The organism is Staphylococcus sp. HMSC061G12 (assembly GCF_001838465.1).
In the GTDB taxonomy this organism is placed as follows: domain Bacteria; phylum Bacillota; class Bacilli; order Staphylococcales; family Staphylococcaceae; genus Staphylococcus; species Staphylococcus simulans.
Window position 1 is genome coordinate 1 of the sequence record NZ_KV836999.1, and the last position, 5,501, is coordinate 5,501.

Sequence of the window (5,501 nt, forward strand, 5' to 3'; positions counted from 1 at the left end):
CTACTTGGTTTTTATCTATTGAGTTATAAATTTTCATATTATGACTTCTATTATTTCTATTTGATTTATTTTCATAAATATATAGTGATATTTTGGCATTAGGTTCTATATTTATTACCAGTAAATTACAATCAGTATCCTCATTATTATTTTCATATCTTAATGTATTATTGTTTTTTTTGAATTCTATAACAATCTCTGTTGCTTTTTTACCTAAGCGTTTCCCCGTACGAATATAAAATGGAGTCCCTTCCCATCTTCTATTATTGATAAGTACTTTTCCTGCTACAAATGTTTCTGTTGTTGAATCACTATCAACACCTTTTTCTTCATGATATGACATTATCGGAGTTTCATTAATAATACCATTAATATATTGTCCTCTAACAAAATATTTGTGTACATCAGCCCCTTTCAAAAATTTTATATTGTTTAAAAGTTCGATTTTTTTTAGTCTAATATCTTTACTATTTCTGCTTTCGGGTTTCTCCATAGCAATAAGAGTAAGTATTTGTAGTGCATGATTTTGCACCATATCTTTAAGCGCTCCTGTAGAATCATAGTATTGGCCTCTATCTTCAATGCCTAAAGTTTCCGATAGAGTTATTTGAACATTTGATATATACTTGTTGTTCCACAATGGTTCAAATATTGTATTACCAAAACGTAAAGATTCAATATTTTGCACCATCTCTTTACCTAGATAATGATCTATTCTAAATATTTCTTCTTCTTTAAAATACTGTCTTATGTGTTTATTTAAGTCTTCAGCAGATTTCAAATCTTTTCCAAATGGTTTTTCGATTATTAATCTTGAAAATCCATTTGTATCAGAAAGACCTGATTGGCTTATGCTTTGAGTTATAATTTTAAAAAATTGAGGATTCATTGCTAAGTAAAATAATCTATTGCCATCCAAACAATATTTTTTATCAATATCATTGGAAAGTTCCTTTAATTTATTCCAACTTGTTTTATCTTCAACATTTTGTTGAAAGTAAAATATGTTATCTAAAAATAAGTTCACCATTTCAAAATTTTCTCGGCTTAATAAAATTTGTTTTACTTTACTTCTATATTCTTCATCACTTATATCCTCTAAACCCGTAGAAATGATAACTAATTTCTTAAAGTGACCCTTTTTATAAAGATTAAAAATAGAAGGTAGCAATTTCCTGTAACTTAAATCTCCTGTTCCGCCAAATATTGTTATTAATGATGATAAATTTTTATCCAAAGCAGTTCCCCCCTTTTACTTGATTAGCTAGTTTCTGGTTTTCATTCCGTAACAGTAATTATATTACTCTTCATCCCATTGTGTGTGGAACACACCTTCATGATCTTTACGTTCATAAGTATGTGCACCAAAATAGTCACGTTGTGCTTGGATAAGATTAGCAGGTAAATCTTCAGAACGATAACTATCATAGTAGTTCACACTTGCAGAGAATCCTGGTGTTGGTACACCGTTTTTAACGCCTGTTGCTACGACGTCTCTTAATGCCTCTTGGTAATCTGTAACAATATTTTTGAAGTATGGATCTAATAATAAGTTTTCAAGTTCTGGATTATTATCGTAAGCATCTTTAATTTTTTGTAAGAATTGTGCACGAATGATACAACCCTCACGCCAAATCATTGCAAGATCACCTAATTTTAAGTTCCATTCGTGATCTTCGCTCGCTTTTCTCATTTGCGCAAAGCCTTGAGCGTAAGAACAAATCTTACTCATATATAATGCTTTTCTGATTTTTTCTAAGAATTCTTCTTTATTACCATCAAATGAAGCTTGTGGTCCATTTAATGATTTAGACGCGTTAACACGTTCTTCTTTAATGGATGAAATGAAACGAGCAAATACTGATTCAGTGATAATTGTTAATGGAATTCCTAATTCTAATGCATTAATAGAAGTCCACTTACCTGTACCTTTTTGACCAGCAGTATCTAATATTTTTTCTACTAAAGGTTCATTATTTTCATCTAATTCAGTGAAAATATCACCAGTAATTTCTATTAAGTAACTTTCGAGTTCTCCAGCATTCCAATCTTTGAATGTTTGAGAAATTTCAGTATGACTCATACCTAATAAGTCTTTCATCATTGCATAACTTTCAGCGATTAATTGCATATCTGCATATTCAATACCGTTATGGACCATTTTCACATAATGACCTGCACCATTTGGGCCAATGTATGTTACGCAAGATGCGCCATCTTGCGCTTTAGCTGAAATGGCATCTAAGATATCACTGACTTTATTATAAGCGGCTTCTTGACCGCCAGGCATTAATGAAGGACCAGTTAAAGCGCCTACTTCACCACCTGAAACGCCCATACCGATGAAATTAACGCCACTTTCAGCTAATGCTTTATTTCGACGAATTGTATCTTGATAGTTTGTATTACCACCATCAATTAAAATATCATCATCATCTAACAGCGGAAGTAGTGTATTTATCATATTATCCGTAGGACTCCCGGCCTTAATCATCAACAAAATTTTACGGGGTTTTTCTAATGAATCTACAAATTCTTTCAAGTTATACGCAGGATATATCTTTTGATAATGAGACTTTTGAATAGTATCATTAATTTCATTATTATCTCTACTATGAATACTCACAGAATATTTCTTATCCTCGATGTTCCACGCAAGATTTTTCCCCATAACACCTAAACCTAAAATTCCAATATTACTAGACATTGTATCCTCTCATTTCTTTATAGTTTATAACCTACAATCTTGCTTCAAGATCTTTTTTCATATCTTCAAATCCTGGTTTACCAAGTAAAGCAAACATATTTTGTTTATACGCTTCTACACCAGGTTGATTGAATGGATTGACGCCTAATTGATAACCACTCATAGCACATACGAGTTCAAAGAAGTACACGACATAGCCAAATGTTTCTTCATCTAATTGTGGAATATTAACAACGATATTAGGTACGCCACCATCAGTATGTGCTAATAATGTACCTTCAAATGCTTTTGTATTAACTTCATCAATTGTTTTACTAGCAAGATAATTTAATCCATCTAAATCGTCACTATCTTCTTCAATAGTAAGATCATGTTTTGGATGATTCACTTTAACAACTGTTTCAAATAAGAAACGACGACCTTCTTGAACGTATTGTCCTAATGAATGTAAATCAGTAGTGTAGTTAGCACTTGAAGGATAAATACCTTTAAAGTCTTTACCTTCTGATTCACCAAATAATTGTTTCCACCATTCATTGAAATATTGCATTGACGGTTCATAGTTGATAAGCATTTCAGTTGTATAACCTTTGCTATATAGAAGGTTACGGATTGTTGCATATTGATAAGCAATATTTTCTTCTAATTTGTCAGAAGATAATTCTTTACGTGCTTTTGCTGCACCAATCATCATCGCTTCAATATTAATACCTGCAGCTGCGATTGGTAATAAACCTACAGCAGTTAACACTGAATAACGGCCACCTACATCATCAGGAACTACAAATGTTTCATAACCTTCATTTGTAGCTAATTGTTTTAATGCACCTTTTTGTTTATCTGTTGTAGCAAAGATACGTTTTTTAGCTTCTTCTTTGCCATATTTACTCTCAACTAATTGTTTGAATAAACGGAATGCAACTGCTGGTTCTGTAGTTGTACCAGATTTAGAAATGACGTTTACAGAGAAATCTTTGTCAGCTAAATAATCTACTAATTCTTTTGTATAGCTTGATGATAAATGGTTACCTACAAAAACAATTTCAGGATAGTCATTATTTGTTCTAAATGAAGATGTTAGCATTTCAATAGCAGCACGTGCACCAAGGTATGAGCCACCAATACCAATAACAACTAACACGTCAGAATTTGCTTTAATACGTTTAGAAGCTTCTACAATTCTTGAAAACTCTTCTTTATCATAATCAACTGGAAGGTCTACCCAACCCAAGAAATCATTTCCTGCACCAGTTCCTCCATGTATCGTTTTGTGTAATGTCTTCACGATATCTTTTTGTTGTTCTAATTCATGTTCTCCAAAAAATTCTAAAGTCTTACCATAATCTAATTGAATATGAGTCATCTAAAAAGCCTCCAAATTTGTAATTATTAGTCTTATATTTACAATTCCAACTGTACACTACAGTGTAATATTATTCATACTGAAAAAATAGTCACCCCCTTTAGATAAGCTGACATTCCCTATATGCCAATTTTGTCAGTATTGATTTATTGATAATTATGTCAAAATAAAGGTATAAATTAATGAAAGGATGAATTATCGTGGAATTACAATTAGCTATTGATTTATTAAATAAAGAAGAAGCAGCAGAATTAGCGAAAAAAGTAGAAGAATATGTTGATATTGTAGAAATTGGTACACCAATTGTGATTAACGAAGGTTTACCTGCCGTTCAACATTTAAATGAAAATATAAGCAATGCTAAAGTATTAGCAGACTTAAAAATCATGGATGCAGCAGACTATGAAGTAAGCCAAGCTGTTAAATTCGGCGCTGATGTTGTAACAATTTTAGGTGTAGCAGAAGATGCGTCAATTAAAGCAGCAGTTGAAGAAGCACATAAAAATAACAAACAATTATTAGTAGATATGATTGCTGTTCAAGATTTAGAAAAACGTGCGAAAGAATTAGATGAAATGGGTGCTGACTATATTGCAGTGCACACTGGTTATGATTTACAAGCTGAAGGACAATCTCCATTAGATAGCTTACGTAAAGTTAAATCAGTAATTAAAAATTCTAAAGTCGCAGTTGCTGGTGGTATTAAACCAGATACAATTAAAGAAATTGTTGCAGAAGAACCTGACTTAGTAATTGTTGGTGGCGGTATCGCAAATGCTGATGACCCTGTAGAAGCAGCTAAACAATGTCGTGACGCTATTGAAGGTAAATAATGATGACAACTTTTAATCATTATCAATTAATTTTAGATGAGTTAAAGGGCACTTTATCTCATGTTAAAGATGAAGAATTTGATGGGTTTGTATCAGAAGTAACTGAAGCATCACGCATATTTATTGCAGGTAAGGGGCGTTCTGGATTCGTTGCAAACAGTTTTGCAATGAGACTCAATCAATTAGGAAAGCAAGCATTTGTCATTGGCGAATCAACAACACCATCAATTCAAAAAGATGATTTATTTATTGTAATTTCTGGTTCAGGCTCAACAGAACATCTTCGCTTATTAGCAGAAAAAGCGAAATCAGTTGATGCAAAAGTGGTATTACTAACAACTAAACTAGATTCTGCAATTGGTGAAATTGCAGACACAGTAGTTGAATTACCAGCAGGTACAAAACACGATGCTACTGGGTCTGATCAACCGTTAGGTAGTTTGTTTGAACAATCATCACAAATCTTTTTAGATAGTGTAGTCATTGGACTAATGACACAATTAGATGTTGAGGAAACAACTATGCAAAATAATCATGCCAATTTAGAATAGATATAAATAAGCAGTTAATGCGGAAGATTATATAATCTTCCGCATTA

At 32.2% G+C, this 5,501-nt stretch carries 5 protein-coding genes; 2 read left to right on the top strand and 3 right to left on the bottom strand.

Annotated features, from left to right (window positions below):
• From zwf to HMPREF2937_RS00270, 3 genes are all read right to left on the bottom strand, one after another.
• Positions 1–1,237: glucose-6-phosphate dehydrogenase (zwf, locus tag HMPREF2937_RS00260; RefSeq protein WP_070863788.1), on the bottom strand; the 1,237-nt coding region annotated here is incomplete at its 3' end.
• Positions 1,238–1,300: 63 nt separating this feature from the next.
• The gene (gene gndA, locus HMPREF2937_RS00265) at positions 1,301–2,707 is read right to left on the bottom strand and encodes an NADP-dependent phosphogluconate dehydrogenase (protein ID WP_000097595.1); all 1,407 of its coding nucleotides are present in this window, start codon (positions 2,705–2,707) and stop codon (positions 1,301–1,303) included.
• 31 nt (positions 2,708–2,738) lie between these two features.
• Positions 2,739–4,070 (bottom strand): glucose-6-phosphate isomerase, encoded by a 1,332-nt coding sequence (locus tag HMPREF2937_RS00270; protein WP_058710032.1) that lies wholly within the window; start codon positions 4,068–4,070, stop codon positions 2,739–2,741.
• A gap of 200 nt (positions 4,071–4,270) precedes the next feature.
• Between HMPREF2937_RS00270 and hxlA the strand changes: the two genes are divergently transcribed.
• Complete coding sequence (hxlA, locus tag HMPREF2937_RS00275; protein ID WP_000422872.1) at positions 4,271–4,903, top strand: 3-hexulose-6-phosphate synthase; 633 nt, start codon at positions 4,271–4,273, stop codon at positions 4,901–4,903.
• Between the two features lie 2 nt (positions 4,904–4,905).
• Positions 4,906–5,454 (top strand): 6-phospho-3-hexuloisomerase, encoded by a 549-nt coding sequence (hxlB, locus tag HMPREF2937_RS00280; protein WP_001826328.1) that lies wholly within the window; start codon positions 4,906–4,908, stop codon positions 5,452–5,454.
• The last annotated feature ends 47 nt before the right edge of the window (positions 5,455–5,501 follow it).